Origin of the sequence: Clostridium sp. JN-1, assembly GCF_003718715.1 — a bacterium.
GTDB lineage: Bacteria > Bacillota > Clostridia > Clostridiales > Clostridiaceae > Clostridium_AV.
In genome coordinates, this window is the sequence record NZ_CP033465.1 from 1586197 (window position 1) to 1610789 (window position 24593).

The window sequence follows — 24593 nt, forward strand, 5'->3', positions numbered from 1 at the left end:
GCTTACTTTTTATAATTTTATGTTCTAAATTAATAAAAGTACTTGATGCAATTATTACTCTAAAATAATTTACATTAAATGTTTTTACTTACATAATGTTTCAACACTTCTTCAATAGAAGCTAATCCTACAACTAAATCACCATCAACTACAGGAATTGCAACTATCTCATTATCTATCAACTTCTGAGCAACTGAATCTATTGTTTCAGACTTAGAAGCAGTTATAACATTCTTAGTCATAACCCAGTCAACAGGACAAGTATCATAATGACCATCTTCCATTAAAAACCTATATATATCTGCTTTAACAAGCATACCAACTAATTTATCATTTTCACCAACTACAGGAGCACCATTTATTTTATTACTGTCCATAATGGACAGAGCTTTTTTTAAATCTTCCTCAGGTTTAAGTTTTATTACATCGCAAAGCATTATATCTGAAATCATAAAGTAACACCCCCATACAATTATATAACAAATTATAAAAAAAGTCTAAATATTGTCATCTGCGCAGATTTTCATATAAATAGTTATCTTACATTTTTTCTACAACTTCTATTCCAAGTAAACCAAGTCCATTTTTCAAAACTTGACATGTACTTTTAACTAGCTTAACCCTTGCAGCTTTCAGTCCTTCATCTTCTTCATTTATTATACTGTGTGAATTATAAAATTTATTAAAAGCCTTAGCTGCTTCTATCACATATCTTGTTACTATATAAGGTTCTAATTTATTTATAGCATTCATTATGGACTTATTAAATCCTTCTAGAGTCTTTACGAGTTCAAACTCTTCTTTTGAATTCAACTTACCGTAATCAGCATCTGCTTTTGCGCCGCCTACTTTTCTTAAAATACTCTTTCCTCTTGCATAACTATATTGAACATATGGACCAGTCTCACCGTCAAAGCTTAACATATCCTTCCAATTAAATACAATGTCTTTTTCCCTATTATTTTTCAAATATGTAAATATAACAGCTCCTATTCCAATCTTCTTAGCTACTTCTTCTTTGTTTTCTAAATTTGGATTTTTTTCATTTATTATTTCTAAAGTTTTTTCTGTAGATTCATTTAATAAATCATCAAGGAATATGACATCACCTTTTCTTGTTGAGAGCTTTTTATCTGCAAATCTAACAAGCCCAAATCCAACATGTATACAATCATCAGCCCATTTATTTCCCATTAGTTTTAAAGTCGTAAATACTTGCCTGAAATGCAGAGATTGATCCATTCCAACAACATATATGCTCTTGTAAAAATCATAAGTATTTTTTCTATAAGTAGCAGCTGCTAAATCTCTAGTAGCATATATTGTTGCTCCATCTGATTTTTTTATTATGCATGGAGGCATATTGTACTCATCAAGCATTACAACTTTTGCACCATTACTTTCAACAAGTAATCCCTTTTTATCTATATCATCTATTATTGCATCCATTTTATCACTGTAAAAACTTTCACCAGCATATGAATCAAATTCTACATTTAATAATTTATATAACTTTTTAAATTCTTTAAGGCTCAAATTTTTAAATTCCTGCCAAAGTTCAGTTTCTTCCTTACATCCATCTTCTAGCTTTTTAAAATACATTCTTCCTTCATCTTCTAGTGCTGGATCTTTTTCTGCCTCTTCATGAAACTTTACATATATCCTAAGCAGCTCTTTTATTGGTTCTTTTTGCAGCGCTTCTTTATCACACCATCTTTTATAAGCTGATATGAGCTTACCAAATTGAGTCCCCCAATCACCAAGATGATTTATTCTAACACAACTGTAGCCTTCAAAAGATAGTATCTTGTATAGTGAATTACCTATTGAAGTACTAAACAAATGTCCTACGTGGAAAGGCTTTGCTATGTTAGGTGATGAATACTCAACACATATATTTTTGCCTTCACCGATTTTTGACGAACCATAGTTATCTTTTTCATTAAGTATCTTTTCTATTGTATTTTTATTGAATACAGCCTTATCTGCAAAAAAGTTTAAATATGGCCCAGCAGTTGTAACTTTTTCAAAACCATCTTTATTTATTTTTTCTTGAAGTTCTAAGGCTATCATATTAGGAGCTTTTCTCAAAACTTTTGCCAATTGAAAACATGGGAATGCATAGTCTCCCATATCTGACTTTGGCGGTATTTCAATTAACTTTTCAATGTCATTTAGATTTAAATCAACATGCTCCTTTATTCTTTCTGCTATTAACTTTTTATAATTCATAAAAAACCTCCATATATTTATTTGTATATATTTGCAAATTACATAAAAACTCGCCTCTTTTTAATAAAGAGACGAGATATTCGCGGTACCACTCTAATTGACTAAAATTAAGTCCACTCATGATCTTAACGCGATCAACGTACTATCTTTCGGTTCAAAATTGAACTTTTTAAAGCAATCTCCTAGACTCTTTTCCCCTTTACATTCCTGCAGCCTTTCACCATCTACTGCTCTCTTTTAAGAATAATAAAGAGTACTCTCCTATTCATTGAAAACTAATATATTAAGCTATATAAAATTATATTATTATTATCGTTTTTTTGTCAATACATAAATCGTATTATTTGCCAATTAAATTTTCAAAATCACTAATATTCGTGACTGGACTTTGACATGCAAAATTTTCACAAACATAAGCTGTTGATTTTCCTCCTACTGCAGTATAATTTTCAGCAGATGAAATTATCTCATCTAAACTGTTATTTTTATTACGTACTAATGAAACAACAAATGGTCTAAATTCTCTATTTATACTATTAATCATTTGCTGAGAGTTATAATCATCTCCAGATGCTATAATTATTTCCTTAGTAGGTGTCATTTCAAATAACAATGCAATCATAGAAAAAGAATGTCCAATGCCAAAGTCTTTGAACTGATTTGAAAAAGCGTTTAATATTTCAACTGCTCTGTCTTCAAATTCGGGATTTGATGTCATACGTGAAAGCCTAAGCAAATTAAATGCTGCTGCTGAATTACCTGATGGAATTGCACCATCATATATTTCCTTTGGCCTTGTAATGAGACTTTCGCCGTCACTGCCGCAGACAAAAAAACCTCCTTTTTTACTATCCCAAAAGTATTTAAACATATCCTTATTGATATCAAGTGCCTTTTTTAAATAATATTCATCATAAGTTGTCTCATATAATTCAATTAATCCCCATATTAAAAACGCATAATCATCTACGTATCCTAAAAGTGCAGCATCACCATCTCTATACCTTGCTAAAAGACGCCCATCATCCCTAGTTAAGTTGCCAAATATAAAATCTACTGCTTTTTTTGCAGCATCAACATATTTATCATTTTTGAGTACTCTTCCACCAATTGCCATAGCTGTAATCATAAGTCCATTCCACGATGTTAAAATTTTGTCATCTTTATATGGGCAAACTCTTTTTTCTCTATATTCAAATAATTTATTTAAACACGATTCTATAAACTCATCTTTTTGCTTAAATAGAGGATTGTCAATTAAATTAAGTATGTTTTTACCTTCAAAATTACCATGTGAAGTTATATTAAAAAACTCACAAAATTTTTCACTATTTTTACTGCCTAGTATTCTTTCTACTTCATCCTTGCTCCAAATATAAAATTTGCCTTCTTCACCTTCTGAATCTGCATCTTCAGCGGAATAAAATCCGCCTTCCTTAGAAGTCATGTCTCTTAAGATATATGTAAAAATTTCATTAGCTATTTTGGCATACTTTTCGTCTTTAACTATCTGGTACATTTCAAGATATACTATTGACAGCAGTGCATTGTCATATAACATTTTTTCAAAATGAGGTACAAGCCATTTCCGATCAGTTGAGTAACGACTAAACCCATAACCTACATGATCATATATACCGCCTCTATACATGGAATCCAGCGTTTTTTCAACCATTTTAAGTGCATCTTCATCTTTAGCTGCGTACCAATACATTAAAAGAAACATTAAATTATGTGGAGCTGGAAATTTAGGTGAAGTCACAAAGCCCCCATATGATTTATCAAAACTGTATTTAAAATGTGAAAATGTGTTTTTTATGAAATCATATGATAATTTTTCTTGCCTTCCTTCTCCTCTGTCATTAAGTATATTAACTATACTATGGCTCATCTTTAACAAATTTTCTCTATTTCTTTTCCATCCTATTTTTACATTTTCAAGTGTACTTATAAGACCTTGAATTCCCCTCCTATTATCTTTAGGTATATAAGTTGCTGCAAAAAAAGGGGTTTGATCAGGTGTCATTATAATTGTAAGAGGCCATCCACCGCCTCCCGTAAGTCCTTGACACACTGCCATATATATACTATCTATATCAGGTCTTTCTTCCCTATCCACCTTAATTGACACAAAACTTTCATTTAAAATCTCTGCCACTTCTTCACTTTCAAATGACTCTTTTTCCATCACATGACACCAGTGGCAAGTGCTGTAACCTATAGATAAAAATATAGGTTTATCTTCTTCTTTTGCTTTCTTAAAAGCTTCTTCTCCCCATGGATACCAATCTACTGGATTATAAGCATGCTGCAAAAGATAAGGAGATTTTTCATTTATCAATCTATTTGGTGTGCTTGTTAGCTTCATAATTTCACCTTCTCTTAAAATTTATATACATATATATAATACCCTTAATTCTATTTATATATGTTCAAAGATGAAAAAAATGGTGCTGCAAAACCAATTACTTAGTTTTGCAGCACCACCTTTGTAAGTAAAAAATTACACGCTCTTTGTAATTAACTACAAAGTTTTTTATTATTTATTAGTTTTCAATGCTTCAATCATCATTGGAACAATCTGATAAATGTCTCCTACAATACCATAGTCGGCTGCCTTGAAAATAGGAGCACCAGGGTTTTTATTGATTGCAATTATACAGGTAGAGCTTTGCATTCCAGCCACATGCTGGATAGCTCCGGAAATACCGCAGGCAATATAAATCTTTGGATGAACAGTCTTACCTGTTTGACCAACCTGATGGCTGCTAGAAATCCATCCTGCATCCACAGCACCGCGGGAAGCTCCAAGTGTTCCTCCTAGTTTATCTGCTAGCTGCTTTAGAAGCTCAAAACCTTCAGTGCTGCCAACACCGCGGCCGCCTGCAACAATAACTTTAGCTTCTTCAAGGTCTACTGCATGACTTGCTTCATGAAAAACTTCTTTAACAATTGTACGAACTTGAGTGGTGGTGTCATACTTAACCTTAACCACTTTACCAGTACGATTGTTATTTGGATCAGCTTTCCTCATTACCCCAGGTCGAACAGTAGACATTTGAGGGCGATTATTTGGACAGATAATAGTAGCCATTATATTGCCGCCAAAAGCAGGACGAGTTTGCATAAGAAGTCTGGTCTCAGGATCAATATTAAGTTGAGTACAGTCAGCAGTCAAACCGGTGTGTATCCTAGCAGCTACACGAGGTCCCAAGTCCCTACCAATATTAGTGGCACCAATGAGTATAATTTCAGGTTTATATGTTTTAACCAAATTTTCAATTACAGCTGTGTAAGTTTCAGTTCGATAGTTCTTTAGAGCAGAATCCTCTACCAAATAAACCACATCTGCTCCATAGGCTATAAGTTCCTTAGCTTTATCTGCAACATTGTCACCAATTAAGACAGCCCCAAGCTCTACACCTAAAGAATTAGCCAACTTTTTACCCTCGCCGAGAAGTTCAAAGGCTATATTCATTAATTTACCTTCTCTTTGCTCAGCAAAGACCAATACACCCTTATTATCAACAATAACTGCCATGTCCTTGCCTCCTTTATAATATATGTTTCTCACAGAGTTCTTGTATTAAAGAAGATACAGCTTCTTTAGGGGTACCACCCAATATCTTGCTTGCACCTTTAATCGGCGGAGTGAATGTTCTTTTTACCTTGGTTGGAGAGCCCTTAAGTCCCATTTCTTCAGTATTAGCTCCTATGAATTCACCATTCCAAACAGCAATCTTATCAACATCAAAAGCATCCACAATGCCGCAAGCTGTAGGAAAACGCGGGTCATTAAGTTCTTTAACAGCTGTCAAAACTGCAGGAAGTTTACACTCAATTACTTCATGCCCATCTTCCATGACCCTTTCTACAGTTACTTTATCATCATCAATAGATATGACTTTCTTCACATAGGTAACCTGAGGCAAATTTAAGTGTTCAGCTATTTCAGGTCCGACCTGAGCTGTGTCACCATCAATGGCCTGGCGGCCAGTAAATATAAGATCAAAATTTTCAATTTTTTGAATTGCCTTAGCCAAAGCCAGTGATGTAGCCCAGGTATCTGCACCAGCAAATATCCTATCCGAAAGCAGTATAGCTTCATCTGCACCCATGGCTAGGGCTTCGCGCAGTGCAAAATCGGCTTGGGGAGGACCCATAGTCAAAACGGTAACAGTACCGCCTTTCTGTTCCTTAATTCTAATAGCTTCTTCAAGAGCACTTTTATCATCAGGATTTATGATACTTGGAATACCTTCCCTAATGAGAGTACCAGTTTTAGGGTTAATTTTAACTTCGTTAGTGTTAGGTACTTGTTTCATACATACGATTATTTTCATTGCCATTCCTCCCCTACTTCAATGCTGCTCTAGCGATAACCATACGCTGTGCCTCTGAGGTACCTTCGTATATCTCTGTTATCCTAGAATCTCTTAGCAATCGCTCGACCTTATATTCCTTCATGTATCCATAACCGCCGTGAATTTGAACTGCTTTGTTAGCACAGAAACTAGCTGTTTCAGAAGCATAGAGTTTAGCCATCGCTGATTCTTTGCCATAAGGTTTATTGTTATCCTTCAGCCAAGCGGCATGATAAACTAACATTCTGGCACACTCTACTCTAGTAGCCATATCAGCTATCATCCACTGAATAGCTTGGAAACTGGCAATTGGTTTATTAAACTGCTGGCGCTCATTTGCATATCTAACCGCCTCATCTAAAGCAGCTTGAGCTAGCCCTAATGCTTCAGCGGCAATACTTATACGCCCTCCGTCTAAACATTTCATGGCTATTTTAAATCCGTCACCCTCTTTTTTTAAAAGATTTTCCTTTGGAATTCGGCATTCTTGAAAAATCAATTCAGTAGTACTGGAAGCCCTAATGCCCATTTTATTTTCCTTTTTACCAAAAGAAAATCCAGGTGTCCCTTTCTCAACAATAAATGCACTAATACCTTTCAAGCCTTTGCTTTGGTCAGTCATGGCAGTGACAATATATGTATCAGCATAGCCACCATTTGTTATAAATATTTTTGTGCCGTTTAATACATATTCATCTCCCTCTAATACCGCTGTTGTCTGCTGGTTGGAAGCATCAGTTCCAGCATTTGGTTCAGTAAGGGCGAAAGCGCCAAGAGATTTGCCTTGAGCCATGGGAATTAAATACTTCTTCTTTTGCTCACTATTGCCAAATAAATATATACCAAAGCTTGATAACATATGTACAGCTAAGATAATTGATGTAGTTGCACAAGCTTTAGCAATTTCCTCAATTGCTAGGATATATGTTATGTTATCAGCTCCCGCTCCGCCATATTCTTTAGGAAATGGTATTCCCATGAAGCCTAACTTTTCCATCTTTTTTACAGTATCTAAAGGAAATTCTCCACTTTCGTCTAACTCACTAGCCAGCGGACTAACTTCTTTTTCCGCAAATTCACGAAACAATGTTCTGAACATTTCATGTTTTGATGTTAATTCAAAGTCCATTTCTTACCTCCAATAAATAATATTATTAAAATCTATGATTTTTGGGGTTTTGGTCACTATCACAAGTCAAACGTTCAATAATAAATATATAAAACTTGTGTGTAAGTTAATTGTTAAATAATTTTTTACTCGCCAGTAAAGTTGGGTTTGCGCTTCTCAGCAAATGCATTCATACCTTCCTTCTGATCGGCTGTTGAAAAGCATGATCCAAATACTTCAGCCTCGTAAGCAAGACCAGATTCAAGATCTAAATCAAGTCCCCTATTGACAGCTGTCTTGCATAATGATACTGCCAGTGTGGAACGTGACATGATTTGCTCCGCCATAGTTACTGCCTCATTCATTAAATTACTTGCGGCAGTAACCTTATCAACAAGCCCAATTCTAAAAGCTTCTGCTGCATCAATCATTTCACCAGTAAACAACAATTTTTTTGCTCTTCCCTTACCTATTAGTCGAGGTAGGCGCTGGGTACCACCAAAACCTGGAATTACACCAAGTGTAACTTCTGGCTGACCAAACTTTGCTTTTTCCGAAGCAATTCGAATATCACATGCCATTGCCAGCTCACAGCCGCCTCCTAATGCAAAACCATTTATTGCAGCTATAACCGGTTGAGACATGTTCTCCAATTTACTGAATACAGACTGCCCCATTTTGCCCCAGTTACGTGCCTGTAATGTAGTCATGTTCTGCATTTCAATGATATCTCCCCCTGCAGCAAATGCCTTATTTGTGCCCCCAGTTATTATTATTACCTTTACAGCCTTATCTTCAGACAGGTATTCTAAAAGCTGACCCAGTTCTTTTACTGCTGCATAATTCAATGCATTTAATTCCTTAGGTCTATTTATTGTAATAATTCCTATACCATTTTTATCTTCAAAGGTAACATTTTCATACTGTGTCAATACAATCACCTCCAAGCATAAACACACAACTAACTAAATAAGTTTAACCTTTTTAGAATCAAACCATATGACGCTCATTTGAAAACCTATTTCCCTATAAAGAGATTTACTCTTTATAGGGAAAGTGCTTCAATTATACAGAAATGTTAAGATTATCAATAACTATCTCCAAATACTAAATAAACTTATAAATTTTATTTTCCAGCTTATCTTCCTTTAAGAACTCAACATCCATACCAATAGATACATCCATTCCCTCTTTGTATCCTTCTACATAAGAAGGAAATCTAGTACCAGCTGCATCTTCTAAAATAGCAACAACATATGGAACTTTATCAACAAAATCAGCTGAAGCAGAGTTAATCACAGTATAAGTGTATATTTTCGCTTTATTCGTCATACTTTACAACCCCCTAAAGATATTTACTGTACAAGTTGCTGCTGTACCGCCAATATTATGAGTCATACCAATATCCGCTTTTTTAACTTGTCTTGCTCCTGCATCTCCGCGCAATTGGGTAACAATCTCATAAATTTGGCTGATACCAGTACCACCGATAGGGTGACCCTTAGACTTCAAACCGCCGCTAGTATTAATTGGTATGCTGCCGTGGAGTGTTGTCTTGCCTTCGGCTACGGCATCGCCGCCTTTACCCTTTGAGAAGAAGCCAAGGTCTTCAATATTAATAATCTGAGTTATTGTAAAACAATCATGAACTTCAGCCATGTCAATATCATTAGGAGTAAGACCTGCCATTTTATATGCCTGCTGTGCAGCCATCTGTGTAGCTGCAAAACTAGTAAGACTCTTCTTTGTTGCTGCGGTAAGAGTGTCACCTGCATGGCCTAAGCCAGCAACTTCAATGATTCTCTTCTTACTAATTGATTTTGCAATGTCAGTTGCAGCTAGAACAACAAAGGCTGCACCATCAGTAACTAGTGAACAGTCAAAAACTGTAAGTGGTGAAGCAACAGGAAATCCGTTCTTAACCTGATCCACAGTAATAGCTTTTTGCATTTGTGCATCTGGATTTAACAATGCATTATTGTGGTTGCTTACAGCACAAAGAGCCATCTCTTCTCGAACATTTCTATACTCATAGAAATAACGATTAGCAATCATAGCAAATATGGAAGGAAACGTTATTCCAAGACTTGCTTCCTTTTCATAATCGGAAGCACTTGCAATGCCTGTGGTTACGACTTCAGTAGGCTGATGAGTCATTTTTTCTACACCACCTACTAAAACAATATCATACAAACCAGAAGCAATAGCCATATAGCCCTGGCGAAAAGCTAAACTTCCCGAAGCACATGCTCCTTCTGTCCTTAATGCAGGAATATTTTTAAGTCCTAAAACCTCTGTAACCATAGGACCTATATGACTCTGATAAGCCAAAAAGGAACTGTTAAAGTTTCCTACAAAGACAGATTGGATCATTTTTTTTTCTATTCCCGCATCAGTAATAGCTTTTGAACCTGCTTCTTCGATGAGACTCCTCAGTGATCTATCAGGATGTTTACCCATCTTAGTTTCACCTATACCTATTACAGATACATTTCTCACTTATATCACCTCCTATTATTATCTTGGAGTCATGCGTAAAGCTCCATCTAACCTAATGGTTTCTCCATTCAACATTGGATTTTCAATAACATGCTGAGCCAACATTGCATATTCTTTTGGATTTCCCAATCTTGATGGGAATGGAACATTTTTCGCAAGCTCAACTTTTACAGAATCAGGCAAATTAGACATCATTGGTGTGTCAAATAGTCCTGGAGCTATTGTACAAACACGTATACCTTCTGTTGAAAGGTCACGTGCCATACAAATTGTTGTTCCGGCAATACCTGCCTTACTTGCAGCATATGCAACTTGCCCTATCTGGCCTTCAAAGGCTGCTGCTGAAGCAGTATTTATAATAACTCCACGTTCACCTGTCTCACAAGGCTCGTTACTGATCATTTTAAATGCTGCAAGACGGCAAACATCAAAAGTTCCAACTAAGTTAACATTAATAGTTAGCTTAAAGAGATCAATATCATGGGGTGCTTTCTTACTTGCTGTTTTCATACCGCGTGCAATACCTGCGCAGTTTACTACAATATCTAATCTACCAAATTTATAGACAGCAAAATCAATAGCAGCTTGAATTTCCTCAGTTCTGGTAATATCTGTTTTGTAAAATGCCAAGTTAGCTCCTAATTCTTCAACTAAATCATTTCCTTTATCACTGTTAGTATCCAGAACTACTACTTTCGCTCCAAGGCTTAAAAGTCTTCTAGTTGTAGCCTCTCCTAATCCAGAAGCCCCACCAGATACAATGGCAGTTTTGTTTTGGATAATCATATTCATCCCTCCCTAAACAAAATATTAATGTTTTGAAACCAGCAGCTGTGACATTGCTAGAATCAAGCTGCTGATTTTACACAAACTACTTTCCTTTAAATACAGGCTTTCTCTTCTCTTTAAATGCCTTTACACCTTCCTTATTGTCCTCTGTCTGCAAGCAGACGCACTGCATTCCTGCCTCTAATTCTAATGAATATTCAAGTTCTTGACTTTCCTTTAAATTTAATATTCTCTTTGTTAAAGCTAGAGCAATTGATGCTGAATTTGCCAGTCTTTCTGCAAATTTAACGGCTGCCTCTTTTAGTTCAGCATCATCAATTACTTGATTGACTATTCCAAGTTGCAGTGCTGTATCTGAGTTTATTAAATCTGCTGTAAACATTAATTCCTTTGCCTTATGCAGCCCTACTGCCTTGGTCAGAAAATATGTTCCACCGCAGTCTGGAACAAGACCAACCTTGCTAAAACTCTGTGCAAACCTAGCTGATTTAGCACAAAGAACAATGTCACAAGCTAAGGCTATGTTAAATCCTGCTCCTGCAGCTACACCATTAACCATACCTATTACAGGTTTGCTCATTTTTGTTATAGTGCTTACTATTTGTGAAGCATGCCTGATGTATTTACGTCCATCAACAGCAGTCTTAAGTTCATTAATATAAGGCAAATCACCGCCTGCACAAAATGCTCTTCCTGCACCTGTTAATATTACTACTCTAATTGAAGCATCATTTTCAACTTCATTTAAAGTATCAACTAGCTCAGTAATCAAATTTGGATGCAGCGTATTAAGTACCCTAGGTCTATTCATGGTAACAGTTGCAATACCATTTTCTTTCTCCAATAGGACAGATTTTTCTTCTATCATTACAAAACTCCTCCTTAATATTTAATCCACTGCTTAAATGGTTCAGCCAATACATTAGCTGGATTATTCTCAAGCTTTTCCTTATTATCTATAAGTTTTAAATACTCCTCATGAGTATTCCAAGAATATACATACTTATCAAGGTACTCGCGAAGAGCTGCCTTGTCACGGCAAGTTTTAATAAAGGAAGTCATATGTTCAATGTCCTCACCATATATTCCTGGGGAATTTGTAGGCCAAGCCCCCATATACCAAGGTACAACTGCATCGACTCCTGCTCCAGGTATTGTTACAAGATTAGGATACTGGCGGCACATTGCAGTATCTACAATATGGTCAGCTATTAAAATAATATTTTTCCCGCATCGTCCCATCCAATAGTCATAATAAACTGATCCTAGAATAATTCCGTTACCTTTTTCATCGGCAAAGTTTACATGAACTACTGTCACGTCAGGATTAACTGCTTGAAGTAAAGCAACCTTCTTTCCTGAACCATAAGGATCCTCCATAATAATATCCTTTTGATACGGCAATTTTTGATCCCATAGTCCTGGTTTTCTAAGATCGCCCCAGACACAGGAGTTAGAAGGAATAAATGGTATATTTAATGCTCCTGCCATAATCTTTAAATTTAAACTTAAATTAGTTTCATCTTCCCATTTAATTTTTCTTGGAATGCCTTTTTCCAAGGAATCTCTAGTAACTTTACTAAGACCTGGTCTCTCATGACCGGTAAAGGTAGATATAACTGAGTCAATTACTCCTTCGGCTATAAGCATATCTCCACCAAAACCTATACCAGGTTCTACCCAAAACAGATCATTGACAGCAATTTTTCCTGCCTTCTTCTGTCTTAGAATTTCCTTACAAAATATTGTGCTCTGCCTAGACATTGGAAAACCACCGGATGCAACCATTGATCGATCTTTTACATATTTTTGTACAGCATCACTTAAAGAAATTATTTTACTTTTCATAACTTAGTAACCTCCTTTCAAGACCTATTTAAATAACTTTTTCCAGCCTGTAAAATCTCCAGATGTATCAAGTTGTTCTCTGATAATTTTAATCTGTTCATCAGTAGGAATACCTGTAATCTTAAAATCCTTAGCTGCCTTGATGTCAAAACCAGTCTTTTCCTTAACTTCTTCAATAGTTGTAAATGGATAAATCTCAGCAATCTCCAATTCATAAGTAACAGGATTAGGTTTCAAAACTGCTAAATCAGTAATAATGGCTGCAGGTCCGCCTCCTGAAAGATTCCAAACATCCCATCTAGAACGCCCACCTTCACAAAATCCAGGACTCGTTCTATAATCTAGTTTATCAACTATTCTATCTGCAGCATGATTCATAATAACCACAACTTTTTTTGAACCAACTGCCAAATCATGTCCGCCGCCGCTTCCTGATATTCTTACTTTAGGACTTGTGTAATCGTTTCCTCTTATTGTAGTATTTAAGTTTGCATATTTATCACATTGTGCTGCTCCAAGATACGTTACATCAACCCTTCCTGATTGAGCTAGACATCCTAAGGTTGTAACTAAATCTGTCTGACATTCAGCATTAGATTGAATGACAGTATCATCCACACCCCAAGGTACTCGACCTACTGGAGTTGAACCAATTGAACCGCCTTCATAAACAATAGCAATATCTGGTGCAAATGTTCTTTGAGCCAATTGGGCAGGCAGCAGACTCAATCCAACTCCAACAAAAATATTTGTTCCACCTTCACAAAATTCAGCTGCTTTACAACAGGCAAATTCCATAGGTGTGTTCTTTTTTAGGAGCTCCTTATTTCCTTCCATTTTTTAACCCCTTTCTAAATTTAAATATATTTGACTGCATATTATTTATTAAAGCAAGAGTATACCCTAATATTCATTTATGCTTTTCTTCATTATTGACTTAGATATACACATTGCATTTTACAGAAATAATAATTTGTAACTCTTTTAATTAATGATAATTTAAAGTACATTTTAATTTTTCCTTCTTTAGATATGCTTATTCTAACTTTTCAATATTTCATTTATTCTCTATATTCACACAATAGCATAACTCATTAGTAATATCTATTTCGTAAATATCAACAATTTATTGCAAATAAATCAACAATTAATTATAATTAATATAACCAACAATAAAAAAAGGTATACTAAAAAAAGATACACTCTTAAAATGGAGGATGGTATATGAATTGGCAGCATTTAATATATTTTCAGGAAGTTGCAAAAAATGAACATCTTACTAAAGCTGCAGAAAACTTATTTATCACAACATCAGCTTTAAGTAGGGCTATCAATAGTCTTGAGGAAGAAATAGGCGTCGTTCTTTTTGAAAAAAAAGGAAGAAATATTAAACTAAATAAATATGGAAGGGTTTTTTATGGTTATGTAAACAATTCCATTAGAGAGATTAAAGAAGGTATTCTAGCAACTCAAAATTTAGCTAATATTAAAACTGGAACAATTCATGTAAGCAGTATATTTTCAGTTGGTGCTTACTATGTGCCTGATTTAATTAGAACATTTCACGAAAAAAATAAAGATATAAATATAGAACTCACTCAAAAAACTACTCAACATATACTCCATGATGTATTAGATGGTATAACAGACATAGGATTTTGTGGAGAGTTTAAAGATGATGATGAATTTTCACTTATTAGTAAAGAACCTATATATAATGAAGAAATGATATTAATAGTCCCTGACTCCCATCCATTAGCTCAAAGGGAACAGGTAAGCTTTGAAGACATTAAAGATGAAACTTTTATAGGCTATAATAATAGTACTGGTATAGTTCATACAATTTACAATGGAATTGCAAAAAAAGGATATCCTGATTTTAAGTTTAAAACTGCCTTTAAATCTAATGAAGGTAATAATGTTACTGGTTTAGTAAGAGCTAATCTAGGAATTGCTTTTGTTGTAAATAATCCAAGCATATATACCGGCGGGGTAACTGTATTAAAATTATCAGATTTATATTTTATTCGAACCATATATATGGTATGGAAAAAAGATATATACCTGTCTCCTGCGGCAAAAGCTTTTAGGAGCTTTGTATTATCTAATATTAATGAGCCTTCAAAATAATACTTTCCCAAAATGCTATTTTTCTTAACTAAAGTTTCAAAATAATCAATAATATATTAATTATCATTTGCCCCATAATAAAAACCTAGTGTTTTCAATGTTTCATTGTGGGGCTGCTTTTCAAATGTTATTTTCTTATTAATTCTTAATAATCTGAGTTAATTTAGGCAGTGCTGGATTATAGTTTTCTCTATTCCATATAGCCATAATATTGACATATTCATTACCATCTTCCAGCGATATTATCATAAGATGTTGAGATTGATTTAAATACCGTACACAATAAGAAGGTAATATAGCAATTCCCATATTAGCAGATACCATTAAGAGAATAGATTCGATATCTTGAATTTCACTATATCTGAAAATAGTTTCATTTGTTAATTCTTCAAAACGTACTGATTTTCGAGATGCTAATGGATGTGTTGGATGTACGATAACATTCAATGAATAAGCTTTGATTAAATATTTATCCAATAGTGATGTCATTTCTTTTTCATTCCAAGTATTAAAAACTATATCCAATTCGAGGTTAGAAACTTTATCATATAATTCTTTTTCATTTCCTCTAACAAATATAATTGAAATATTAGGATACTTATTGTGAAACTGGAAAAGCAAATCTGAAAAAGATGTCTTTTCATAACCCATTACAAATCCAATACGTAATACACCAACAAAACCAATAGTAGTTAAATGCACTCTTTCTGCAGCTTCTTCAATCTTGAAAAGAATAATTTTTGCTTGTGTCAAGAATACACTTCCAGCTGGTGTCAATTCCACATGATGATTATTCCTAATAAATAATTTGGTGTCTAACATCTGCTCTAATCTTTTAATTTGCTTGGTTACTGCAGTCTGGGATATATAAAATTTCTGTGCTGTTTTAGTAAAATTTAACGTTTCAGTTAAAGATACAAAATACTCCAATTGTTTAGTATTCATAACATTTCTCCTATTTTATATATTATCTTATTATCTTGTTAGCTTGTTAACTTGTTAATTATAATAACCTTAAGTTATTATAACTAAAAGAAATGATATTAGCAATCCTTGTCGTAATTTGTTATAATTTTAACTAACTATTAATGAACTCAAGGAGGCTTATTTATGAAACTTCTAGCTTTTGAAGTACGTAATGATGAAAAAGCATATTTTAAAAAATATGCATTAGAATATCAGTGTGAAATTACATGTATCTCTGATCCTCTGACTCATGATAATTTACCAATGGTGCAAGGTTATGACGCAGTTTCTATTTTAGGAAGAAGCTATATAACAGCAGATTTGCAGGATAAATTAGCGGAACATGGAATAAAGTGCTGTGTCACAAGAACAATTGGTTATAATCAAATTGATGTAGAACATGCTCATGAAATTGGTTTAAAGATTGCAAATTCAAATTATCCACCTACAGGTGTAGCCGATTATACGGTAATGCTTATATTAATAGCTTTAAGAAATTATAAACAAGCAATGTGGCGTGGAAATGTAAATGACTATTCTTTGAATGGTTTGCAAGGACGTGAGCTCCATACATTAACTGTAGGGATCATCGGTACCGGAAGAATCGGACAATGTGTTATTAAAAATCTTTCTGGATTTGGTTGTAAAATACTTGCATATGATATGTATGAAAATGACACAGTAAAAAAATATGCTGAATATACAGATTTAGATACAATTATAAGTTCATGTGATATTATTTCGCTGCATACACCTTTACTAGAAAGTACATACCACATAATTAATCAAGAAAAAATTAACCATATGAAAGATAATGTAGTTTTAATAAACTGTGCGCGCGGCGAACTAATGGACATTGATGCATTAATTTATGGAATTGAGTCACAAAAAATAAGTGCATTAGCACTAGATGTTATCGAGGGAGAAGATGGTATCTACCACCAAGATAAACGAAGCGATATTATCAGCAATGAGAAGATGGCATATTTGCGTCAGTTTCCAAATGTTACAATGACACAACATATGGCTTTTTATACTGACACTGCAGTATCAAGCATGGTAAACTGTGCAATAAAATCCGCTCGTGATCTTACTGAAAAAGGTATCTGTGATACAATTATTTAAAGTTTAATTATTCTACATATATAGTATATTAATAGATATATGTTAGGAAAGGTGACAAAGTGCAAATGATATATTCCATAGATCCTAATGAATTAGCTCTTCTATCAAGCATTATTGCTATTGCACTAGCACAGTATAAAACAACTTATGAGTTAAACATACTTGGCAGTCTTATATCATCAATAGGAGATATATTGTCAACAATTGCAGCATAAAGAGAAGCTCTAGAATCTTTAGATGAAAGAAAACAAAATTTTAAAGGTACAAAGAAGAAATCAAAATCCTAATATATCCTATCGTGAACCTCCCCTGCCACAATGGTAGGGGCTTCGTATTAATAAATAAAAATTAGGTTGTGCCTAAAATTGATATGCTCCCTTCCAGGTAGACAAGTGAAATAATAAAAACTTGTTTACTTGGGAGAGAGCAGTTCATTTAAATGCACAACCTTTTTATTAAATAGGAAATTGGAAATATGAATAAAATTTATCCAATATTGCTTTTATCAATATGTTCCTTTAAAGTTTTAGCTGATTCACATAATTTTGAGAACTCATCATCATCTAAAGGCACTTCTAATATACGTTTAACACCTTCTCTACCTACTATAGAAGGAACTCCCATATATATATCATTTATATTATATTCACCAGAAAGTAAACTTGAAACTGTAAGTATAGCATTTTCATCTCCCAAGATAGCTTCAACTATCCTCTTTATTGCTAATCCAACTGCATAGTTTGTACATCCTTTTTTCTCTATTACATCATAAGCTGCATTTTTAACATCTTTTGCTATAGATTCCTCGAAGGAATCATCACATTTCTTAAATGCAGCACTGCAAAATTCATCTACTTTCATTCCAGCTATGCTTGTTAAACTCCAAGCTGCTATTTCTGAATCGCCATGTTCACCCATTATATAAGTATGTATATTTCTTGGGTCCATATCAAAGTGTTTCCCAAGCATGTATCTAAATCTAGATGTATCAAGTACTGTACCTGAACCTATAACTCTATTAGCTGGGAAACCTGACAGCTTGTAAGTTATATAAGTAAGTATATCTACAGGGTTTGAAACTACAAGTAATATACTATTTGGACTGTATTTAACTACATCTGGAACAATCGACTTAAATATTTTAAGGTTTCTGCCTATAAGATCTAATCTTGTTTCTCCAGGTTTTGAAGGTGCACCAGCTGTTATTATAACTATATCTGAGTCTTTTGTATCTTTATAATCTCCAGATTTTATTTCTACAGGTTTCACAAAGCATGCTCCGTGGGACAAATCCATCGCTTCGCCTTTGGCTTTTTCTTTATTTATATCAACTATAACTATTTCTGTTGCAAGTCCTGAGTTCATTAGTGCATAAGCAGTAGTGGAACCTACAGCACCAGCTCCTATTATTGATATTTTTGTATTTCTTTTCATCATGTTATTTTCCTCCTAGAAAACATCTTTAGTTATTATTATTTAAAATTTATTTAACTATTAATCATTAGTTCGGTAAGTTTTGGAACGTTTTAATTATATAGTATTCATAAAAAACTGTCAATATTTAATATTATATGATATTAATTATTTAAATGAAATTACCAGAAAAGGACGTTCTGTGCTAGTTAAATGGCTATGTCCTAAATCTAAATCTACTGCCAAGAGCATAAATACAATAGGATGAGTTTTAACTACGTTTATTCTCATAACTAAAGGCAAGTATTTTTTATTTTAATTATTGGGTCTATTATAATTAATTTTTAAGTTTGACACAAATATATATCTACTTTATAATTTATTAAGTAATAATCGGAAAAGTGAGGAAGCGAAAATTAATTATGATGAATGTTATTAAAACTGCAGTTGTAACTATAATGATATCAATTATATCTGGATTACTATTAGAGTATTTTAAAAATTTAGCACCTAAAATACTATGTACTGTAGGAAATGGTGTACCTATGAAAAAGAATGGTAAAAGAGTTTATGCATACGTTGTTACCGTTAGGAATCTATCAAATAAAATAGTTCACAAAATAACTTTAAATATACAAAGTCTAAAAAGTAACTTAACTATTAAGGATACTAAAATAACAGGCGGATTAAAATTTGATTCTTCAAGGGAAGAAGATACCTCTATAGATATCCAGATACCTTTTTTAAGTAATAATGATGAATTTTCTGCTAAAATATATGTAGAAAATCAATATGGAGCATATGACAAACCTGCTGTTGTAATCAGATCACCTGAAAAATTTAAAAAAGTAACCTCTGCAGAGCAAAATGGAATCTTTGCATCATTGTTTAATATACCTAAAAATATAAATCAGGAAATCTCGAGCAAAATGGAAAATACAAAAGCAGGAGTTCCTGATGAAAAAGATGATTTTACAATGGCTATGGATAAGCCAGCAGGTGCCAAAAAAACAATAAATAAAAGAAATAGGGAAGCACTCCATAGAAATAAGAAAGCTAATAAGAGTAAACAGGCAGCCATGGTTATTGCATCAATTATTGTATTTATGATTGCTGGTGTCTCTGTAAAATCTTATTTCAAAAGGAATTCTACTAATACACAATCTCCTGCTGTAGAAAATACTGTTCCCAAACAATCTACTGATACAACAGAATCAACAAGAGGGACAACTAAAAATACAGGTTCAAAAGCATCAATAAAAGGAACATCTGGAAATACACGTTCAAATACATCACCAAGTGGGACAACCAAAAATACAGATACAAAGGCACCAACTGGTGAGACAACTGGAAATACAGATACAAAAGCATCAACAGAAGAGACTAATGGAAATACAGATTCAAAGGAATCAACAGGAAAAACAACCGGAAATACAGATACAAAAACTTCAACTGGCAGATCAACTGGAAATACAGATTCAAAAACTTCAACTGGCGGGACAACTGGAAATACAGACTCAAATACATCAGCTGGAGAAACAACACAAAATACAGGTAACTAACACAGTAATAATAGAAAGCAGCCCTGTTGCAGGCTGCTTTCTGAGATTTTAATTTTATGGGTTTCACCAAAATCAAGATCAGTTTTATAATAAATATAGCCGCCAGAGATGTTTATATTATATGCCTTTTCATCTGTTACTTTCTTTCTATCTGTTCCATCTATTCTAATGATGTACATACTGCCATTATCAGAGTTATTCTTGTACTATATTCTATCTCCAGAGATATTAATGAAGTAACTCTCATCATTAGTCAGCTTAGTTACATTTAAACCATCAGTATTCATTTTGTATAAACCATTACCATCTTGCTCATCTGTAAAGTATATAGAACCTTCATATACATTCATAAACCCATTGTTTCCACTTTTGAGAAGCTTTTTTAAGGTATGTCTTCCTCACTTTCCTTGTAATGGTATCATTCAAACATATAATATATATTTGTAACATTCTTTAATCTCTCACATAGAATGTAATGTGTGAAATAAAAATTCAGGAGGCAGCCTGTGATTATTCATGTAATTAAATCAGGGGAATCACTTTGGCAAATATCAAATTATTATGATGTATCCATTAATAAAATAATAGAAGTTAATGGACTTCCATATGCTGACCGATTAGTTATTGGTCAAGCGTTACTCATCCCAACAGAAGACTTTTTTCATAATGTAAAAGCCGGTGAAACTATATGGAGTATTGCAAAGTCTTATGGAATTTCACCGCAGTCAATTATTCAGGCAAATCCAGCAGTTAATCCTGATAGTATTTATCCAGGACTTAAATTATATATTCCAGCACCTAAACATATCGTAAAACCAGGAGAAACTCTAAGCGAAATTGCTGACTTATATGGTATATCTTTACAAAGTCTTATGACAGCAAATGATATTAAAAACCCCAGTATGATCCAACCTGGAGAAACATTAGTTATTCCAGTTAAGCGTGAGCGACCTAATATAGATGTGAATGGTTATATATATTTTTTAGGCAATGAAGCAGTACCTATTGTTAAAGATGAAGGTAAATACTTAACTTACCTAAGTCCCTTTGCATATAGAATACGAGAAGATGGTTCTCTTCAACCGATAGATGATACCCCTGCAATTAATGAAGGGATCAATCAAAAAGCTGTTCCAATGATGGCCATTACAAATTTTACATCAACTGAACTGGGGCAAAATCTTGCCCATGTTGTTTTATCTAGCCCTAGTGTCCAGCAAACTTTGTTTACAAATATAATTAATACCATGAAACAAAAGGGATATAAAGGAGTAAATATTGATTTTGAGGGTGTACTTCCTGCAGATCGTGACCTTTATAATAGATTTCTTAGAGAAGCAGTACTGCGTTTGCATAGAGAAAACTTTTTCGTATCAAGTGCCTTAGCACCAAAAACAAGTGAACAGCAGCAGGGATCGCTATATACGGCCCATGACTATAGATTTCATGGAAGAATTCTTGATTTTGTTATACTTATGACTTATGAATGGGGATATCGACTTGGTCCCCCACAGCCAATTTCTCCATTAAATCAAATTATACGTGTTTTAGACTACGCAGTTTCTGTCATTCCAAGAGATAAAATCTACTTTGGCTTTCAGCTTTATGCAAGAGATTGGTTGATTCCTCATGTAAGCGGTCAGCAAGCTGAAACCTTTAGTATGCAGGAGGCATTGACAAGAGCTATTAACCATGGGGCAGCTATTCAATACGATCCCATTTCTCAAACACCATTTTATCAATATAAAGATAAAGATGGAAGAATGCATGAAGTGTGGTTTGAAGATGCTCGCAGTGCCCAAGCAAAGTTTGATACAGTAAAAAGATATAATTTGAGAGGTATCAGTTACTGGGCTTTAGGTTTCCCATTTCCACAAAATTGGGCTTTGCTTGAAGATAACTTTAGTATTAAAAAACTAATTTAAAATAACAGTAATTTATTAAGATAAAGTCTAAATTAATAACTACCAATAAAAATTATGTCTATTTCAATAAATAAAGATGGCAGCTATAATATAGTGCCATCTTTTATAATTATAAATTTGTTTTTTCTATATAGTGACAATTAACATCAATATGATTTAAGAATAACAATAATCTTTCATAAAGAGGGTGAACTTCATCACCAAACTTTGCTTCTAGATTTTCGCCAATCTCTTTTATAGTTTTCTTGCCATCTATTTGTAACAATACGTAACTTCCATATTCATCCAAAGTAGTTTTCTTATATTCTGGAATTCTAAATTTAAGTTTTCTAAAGAACCTTTGGATCTTATGATCTTGTTTTTCAAGTATAGTCACAATATTGTCTTTATCTGTTTCATATTCTAAGTTATCTGAGATTTTAAATATTATATTTAAAACCTCTTCGTTGTTATTCAGCATCTTTTACTTTACTTTTTAATATAGGTATTATAGTAGCTATTACTAGAACTGCTAATATTATATATGCCATTCCATTGGTAGTAGCAAATCCACTTGGTCCCTTTCCTTTTATAACACCTGTTACTTGAAGTATTATACCAACAAGTCCTATTATAGAACCACCAGCAACAAGTCCAGATGATAAACTTATACCATTAGAAACCTTAACTTCTTTTTCTTTTTCAGTTTTAGAAACTTTTTCTACAAATACACGAATCAATGCACCTATTAATATTATAGAAGTTGTAGATACTGGTAAATAAAATCCTATAGCAATTGTCATTACAGGAAGCTTTAATAAGAATAAAAAGATTCCGATAACAGCACCAGCAATTATCATAACCCAAGGTAATTTACCTGACATTATACCGCCAGTCAATGTTGACATTAAGTTAGCTTGAGGTAATGCAAATGGCACATTATCACCAGTCATAGAAAGTTGGCTTGAGAGTAATAATATAACACCAGTAACTACTGCAACACCAACTATACCAGCTATAGCAAAGTATTTTTGCATTTCATTTTTGTCACCACCAACTATGAATGTAACTTTTTGTGATTGGCAATAACCACCAGCTACAGATATAGCAGTAACTATAAATGTACCAAATAAAAGCAAAGATCTATTGTTTTCAGGACTTTTCCATCCCATTGCAACGAATAATAATGTTACAATAACTATAGAAGCTATAGTCATACCTGATACAGGAAGATTTGAAGTTCCTATAGTACCAGTTAAACGACCAGAAACTATAACAAATAAAAGTGATAAGAATAATGATAAAATAGAAGCAATTATTGCCATTGATATATTACCACCAGATATTAAGAATCCACCTATAAATCCTACTATTATACCTCCAAGCAATATTATATTTTCAGCAGATGAACTACCAGCAGTAGATGAACTACCAGCACCACTTGAAGACTTGGCATTAACAGTTTCCTTTATAGAAGCTATTATAGTAGGTATAAGCTTTATAGCTCCTATTAAACCACCAGAAAGCATCATACCAGCTCCGACATATTTTACATAACTACCAGCTATATTTTTAACTTGCATAGCGTTTGTAGCAACATTCGGATCATTCCATACAGCTGGACCGCCTTGTCCAAGGGAAGCAAAGTAACCTATTAAAGGCATAATAGCAAAATTAGATAATATAGCACCGGCAAACATAGTTATAGAAACATCTAAACCAACTATGAATCCTATACCTAATAATAGAGGGTTAGCTTCAATTTCAAATTTCCACTTGTAGAAGGACTCATTTACATAGCTTATAACGCTATTAGCTACATTTAAAAATGAACTACCTAAAACAGTTATACCTCCACCTATTCCAAATCCTATTCCCATGTACTTCATTGATTCTCCAGCACCTTCTGAAGCAACAAGTGTCTCAGATATAGCCATTGACTCAGGGTACATTAGTTTACCATGTTCTTGAATCATTAAGTAATTGTAAACAAGAGAAGCTATTCCTATACCGAATAAGACTCCACCTACACCAACAGCAAAACCTTCTAAGAAAGTAACTTTTGAACCTATTAGAAGTACTGCTGGTAAAACAAATATTATACCACTAGCAACGGATTCTCCGCCGCTTGACATACCTTGAACTAAGTTTTTGCCAAGGATACCTTTTTGTTTAGCAAATATAGCTATAAATGCAGAACCTATTATAGAACCAGGTATACCCGCTGCAACTGTAAGCCCTGCTTTCATACCTGAATAGGCAGTAGACGCTGCAAATAGTGCAGCTAAAATAATACCGATTATTAATACAGCACCATTTCCACCGGATTTAGAACCGCTGGAAATGTAAGGAACGTAGTCTTTACCCGCTACGCCGCCATATGCATCTTTAGATAATTTTTTATGCATACTATAAACCCCCTTTTATATTTTTACAAGAACTATTATAACATAACTATTTTCAAAAATGAATTTTTTATAATTTCATAAATAAAAAGATTAATTCATCAAAATAGTCAAAAAACAACTGAGTTGATTAATGAATTTCAATAGTGTGACTAGTTAGAATTATCTGTTTTGCATTTATACAGGTGTGAAATTTAATATTTCAATAAACTCATCACCTAAAAACACGATGCAAGGAGCCTTTTTCT

The 24593-nt window shown here is 33.6% G+C and carries 23 protein-coding genes and 1 other annotated feature; of the genes, 5 read left to right on the forward strand and 18 right to left on the reverse strand.

All coding sequences use genetic code 11. From position 1 onward, the window contains the following. Window positions 1-74: 74 nt before the first annotated feature. From EBB51_RS07500 to EBB51_RS07560, 13 genes are all read right to left on the reverse strand, one after another. A complete protein-coding gene (locus EBB51_RS07500; RefSeq protein ID WP_123053891.1) occupies window positions 75-452 on the reverse strand; it encodes a CBS domain-containing protein in 378 nt (125 codons plus the stop codon). 88 nt (window positions 453-540) lie between these two features. After that, a complete protein-coding gene (gene argS, locus EBB51_RS07505; protein ID WP_123053892.1) occupies window positions 541-2232 on the reverse strand; it encodes an arginine--tRNA ligase in 1692 nt (563 codons plus the stop codon). 64 nt (window positions 2233-2296) lie between these two features. Next, window positions 2297-2510 (reverse strand) — a binding site (T-box leader). A 62-nt stretch (window positions 2511-2572) separates the two neighbouring features. Beyond that, window positions 2573-4600 (reverse strand): thioredoxin domain-containing protein, encoded by a 2028-nt coding sequence (locus EBB51_RS07510; protein ID WP_123053893.1) that lies wholly within the window; start codon window positions 4598-4600, stop codon window positions 2573-2575. 171 nt (window positions 4601-4771) lie between these two features. After that, window positions 4772-5773, reverse strand: a complete 1002-nt coding sequence (locus EBB51_RS07515) for an electron transfer flavoprotein subunit alpha/FixB family protein (protein ID WP_123053894.1) — start codon at window positions 5771-5773, stop codon at window positions 4772-4774. Window positions 5774-5786: 13 nt separating this feature from the next. After that, entirely contained in the window at window positions 5787-6575 is a 789-nt protein-coding gene (locus tag EBB51_RS07520) for an electron transfer flavoprotein subunit beta/FixA family protein (RefSeq protein WP_123053895.1), read from the reverse strand. A 13-nt stretch (window positions 6576-6588) separates the two neighbouring features. Beyond that, window positions 6589-7725: an acyl-CoA dehydrogenase gene (locus EBB51_RS07525; RefSeq protein ID WP_123053896.1), complete on the reverse strand. Its 1137-nt coding sequence runs from the start codon at window positions 7723-7725 to the stop codon at window positions 6589-6591. Window positions 7726-7850: 125 nt separating this feature from the next. After that, a complete protein-coding gene (locus EBB51_RS07530; RefSeq protein WP_123053897.1) occupies window positions 7851-8636 on the reverse strand; it encodes an enoyl-CoA hydratase-related protein in 786 nt (261 codons plus the stop codon). Window positions 8637-8811: 175 nt separating this feature from the next. Then, entirely contained in the window at window positions 8812-9036 is a 225-nt protein-coding gene (locus EBB51_RS07535; RefSeq protein ID WP_123053898.1) for an OB-fold domain-containing protein, read from the reverse strand. A gap of 3 nt (window positions 9037-9039) precedes the next feature. Beyond that, window positions 9040-10203 (reverse strand): thiolase domain-containing protein, encoded by a 1164-nt coding sequence (locus EBB51_RS07540; protein ID WP_123053899.1) that lies wholly within the window; start codon window positions 10201-10203, stop codon window positions 9040-9042. Between the two features lie 18 nt (window positions 10204-10221). After that, on the reverse strand, window positions 10222-10989 hold the full coding sequence (locus tag EBB51_RS07545; protein ID WP_123053900.1) for a 3-hydroxyacyl-CoA dehydrogenase: 768 nt from the start codon (window positions 10987-10989) through the stop codon (window positions 10222-10224). Window positions 10990-11074: 85 nt separating this feature from the next. Beyond that, complete coding sequence (locus EBB51_RS07550) at window positions 11075-11860, reverse strand: enoyl-CoA hydratase-related protein (RefSeq protein ID WP_123053901.1); 786 nt, start codon at window positions 11858-11860, stop codon at window positions 11075-11077. Window positions 11861-11874: 14 nt separating this feature from the next. Further along, window positions 11875-12840: a CoA-transferase gene (locus EBB51_RS07555; RefSeq protein ID WP_123053902.1), complete on the reverse strand. Its 966-nt coding sequence runs from the start codon at window positions 12838-12840 to the stop codon at window positions 11875-11877. Window positions 12841-12864: 24 nt separating this feature from the next. Beyond that, window positions 12865-13677, reverse strand: a complete 813-nt coding sequence (locus tag EBB51_RS07560; protein ID WP_123053903.1) for a CoA-transferase — start codon at window positions 13675-13677, stop codon at window positions 12865-12867. 387 nt (window positions 13678-14064) lie between these two features. Between EBB51_RS07560 and EBB51_RS07565 the strand changes: the two genes are divergently transcribed. Continuing rightward, window positions 14065-14970, forward strand: coding sequence for a LysR family transcriptional regulator (locus EBB51_RS07565; protein WP_123053904.1), 906 nt, complete (start codon window positions 14065-14067; stop codon window positions 14968-14970). 138 nt (window positions 14971-15108) lie between these two features. Here the strand turns inward: EBB51_RS07565 and EBB51_RS07570 are convergent, their stop codons facing one another. Further along, window positions 15109-15915: a LysR family transcriptional regulator gene (locus EBB51_RS07570; protein ID WP_123053905.1), complete on the reverse strand. Its 807-nt coding sequence runs from the start codon at window positions 15913-15915 to the stop codon at window positions 15109-15111. 165 nt (window positions 15916-16080) lie between these two features. On the opposite strand from EBB51_RS07570, the gene EBB51_RS07575 reads away from it, so the two are divergent. Then, window positions 16081-17061, forward strand: a complete 981-nt coding sequence (locus tag EBB51_RS07575) for a D-isomer specific 2-hydroxyacid dehydrogenase family protein (RefSeq protein ID WP_123053906.1) — start codon at window positions 16081-16083, stop codon at window positions 17059-17061. A 59-nt stretch (window positions 17062-17120) separates the two neighbouring features. Further along, the gene (locus EBB51_RS13665; protein WP_190285245.1) at window positions 17121-17276 is read left to right on the forward strand and encodes a hypothetical protein; all 156 of its coding nucleotides are present in this window, start codon (window positions 17121-17123) and stop codon (window positions 17274-17276) included. Window positions 17277-17547: 271 nt separating this feature from the next. Here the strand turns inward: EBB51_RS13665 and EBB51_RS07580 are convergent, their stop codons facing one another. Beyond that, window positions 17548-18495 carry an L-lactate dehydrogenase gene (locus tag EBB51_RS07580; protein WP_123055014.1) on the reverse strand — a complete coding sequence of 316 codons (948 nt, stop codon included), beginning with the start codon at window positions 18493-18495 and terminating at the stop codon, window positions 17548-17550. 401 nt (window positions 18496-18896) lie between these two features. Here EBB51_RS07580 and EBB51_RS07585 point away from each other — a divergent pair, with 401 nt between their 5' ends. Then, window positions 18897-20036: a hypothetical protein gene (locus EBB51_RS07585; RefSeq protein ID WP_123053907.1), complete on the forward strand. Its 1140-nt coding sequence runs from the start codon at window positions 18897-18899 to the stop codon at window positions 20034-20036. Window positions 20037-20242: 206 nt separating this feature from the next. On the opposite strand, the gene EBB51_RS07595 is transcribed toward EBB51_RS07585, so the two are convergent. Beyond that, on the reverse strand, window positions 20243-20386 hold the full coding sequence (locus EBB51_RS07595) for a DUF5050 domain-containing protein (protein WP_123053909.1): 144 nt from the start codon (window positions 20384-20386) through the stop codon (window positions 20243-20245). Window positions 20387-20542: 156 nt separating this feature from the next. Here EBB51_RS07595 and EBB51_RS07600 point away from each other — a divergent pair, with 156 nt between their 5' ends. Further along, on the forward strand, window positions 20543-21961 hold the full coding sequence (locus EBB51_RS07600) for a LysM peptidoglycan-binding domain-containing protein (protein ID WP_123053910.1): 1419 nt from the start codon (window positions 20543-20545) through the stop codon (window positions 21959-21961). Window positions 21962-22070: 109 nt separating this feature from the next. Here EBB51_RS07600 and EBB51_RS07605 read toward each other — a convergent pair whose 3' ends face one another. Then, window positions 22071-22421: a PqqD family protein gene (locus tag EBB51_RS07605; RefSeq protein ID WP_123053911.1), complete on the reverse strand. Its 351-nt coding sequence runs from the start codon at window positions 22419-22421 to the stop codon at window positions 22071-22073. Beyond that, window positions 22411-24348 (reverse strand): oligopeptide transporter, OPT family, encoded by a 1938-nt coding sequence (locus EBB51_RS07610; protein WP_123053912.1) that lies wholly within the window; start codon window positions 24346-24348, stop codon window positions 22411-22413. Before EBB51_RS07610 ends, EBB51_RS07605 begins: the two co-directional genes overlap by 11 nt. Between the last annotated feature and the right edge of the window lie 245 nt (window positions 24349-24593).